This is a genomic window from Nocardioides pelophilus (assembly GCF_014180685.1).
Lineage (GTDB): Bacteria > Actinomycetota > Actinomycetes > Propionibacteriales > Nocardioidaceae > Nocardioides > Nocardioides pelophilus.
In genome coordinates this window covers 1-909 of record NZ_JACEHF010000256.1, presented here as the reverse complement: position 1 = coordinate 909, position 909 = coordinate 1, and the positions used below count along the sequence as shown (strand labels likewise).

Here is a 909-nt window from a genome sequence, read left to right as displayed (position 1 = left end):
GGCCGCGCCGTCGACGACCGGCTCCTGGTCGACCTGTTGGCCGGCCGCGGACGCCTCGCCCTCCCCCTGGGCGGCCGTCCGCCGCCGGCCGAGGCTCAACTCTGGTCCTCGGCGTCGTTCTCGTCGAACCCGGCGACGAGCTCGGCCAGCGAGGCGAGCTGCGCGGTGATCGCCGCGCGGCGCTTGGTGACGCGCTCGAGCTCGGCCTTGGTCGCGGCCAGCTGACGCTGGGCGTCGGCCTCGCCGCTGGCCGTGATCGCCTCGGCCTGGGTGCGGGCCGACGCGACGATCTGCTCGGCCTCGCGACGCGCTCGGCTCAGCAGTGCTTCCGACTCGGCCTGCGCAGCGGCGCGACCCTCCGAGGCCTGCCGCGACGCCTCGGACGCCCGGTGCTCGGCTGCTGCCGCGCGCTGCTCGGCCTCCTCGACCAGCCGCCGGGTCTCGGCCACGGCCGTGTTGTGGTGGTCGGTGGCCTCGCGGGCCAGCCGCTCCTTCTCGACGGCGAGCATCCGCCGCGCCTCCTGCACCTCGCGGTCGGCGCCCGCGCGGGCCTGCTCGACCTCGCGCTGCACAGCGCTGCGCAGCTCACTCGCCTCCTGCTGCGCGGCGAGCCGCAGCTGGTCGGCCTCGCGCTTGGCGGAGGCCAGCTCGTCGCTGGCGGTGCTCCTGGCCAGGGCGAGCTCCTGCTCGGCGTCGGCGAGCAGCCGGGTGCGGTTCTCCTCGAGCTCGCGCAGCTGGACCTCGCGCATGTCCTCGGCCTCGCGCGCCGCCTCGGCGCGGATCGCCTTGGCGTCGCGGGTGGCCTGGTCGAGGATCTCGGCGGCGTCGCGCTCGGCGACGGTCCGGATCTCCTCGGACTCCTCCTCGGCCAGGCGCAGCATCGCGCTCGCCCGCCCGCCCAGTCCGGCG

General features: G+C 76.9%; 1 protein-coding gene and 1 pseudogene (1 of these 2 only partly in view). Both read right to left on the bottom strand.

The window, feature by feature from the left end; all coding sequences use genetic code 11:
- Positions 1-99: the 5' portion of an AI-2E family transporter gene (locus H0488_RS22470; RefSeq protein ID WP_183101425.1), read on the bottom strand. Its footprint begins 1,050 nt before the window's first position; the window shows 99 of its 1,149 coding nt (coding positions 1-99); it begins with the start codon at positions 97-99; its stop codon lies beyond the left edge, outside the window.
- A pseudogene (locus H0488_RS22465) lies at positions 96-909 on the bottom strand (hypothetical protein); the annotation flags it as partial. The pseudogene H0488_RS22465 and the gene H0488_RS22470, both read right to left, overlap by 4 nt.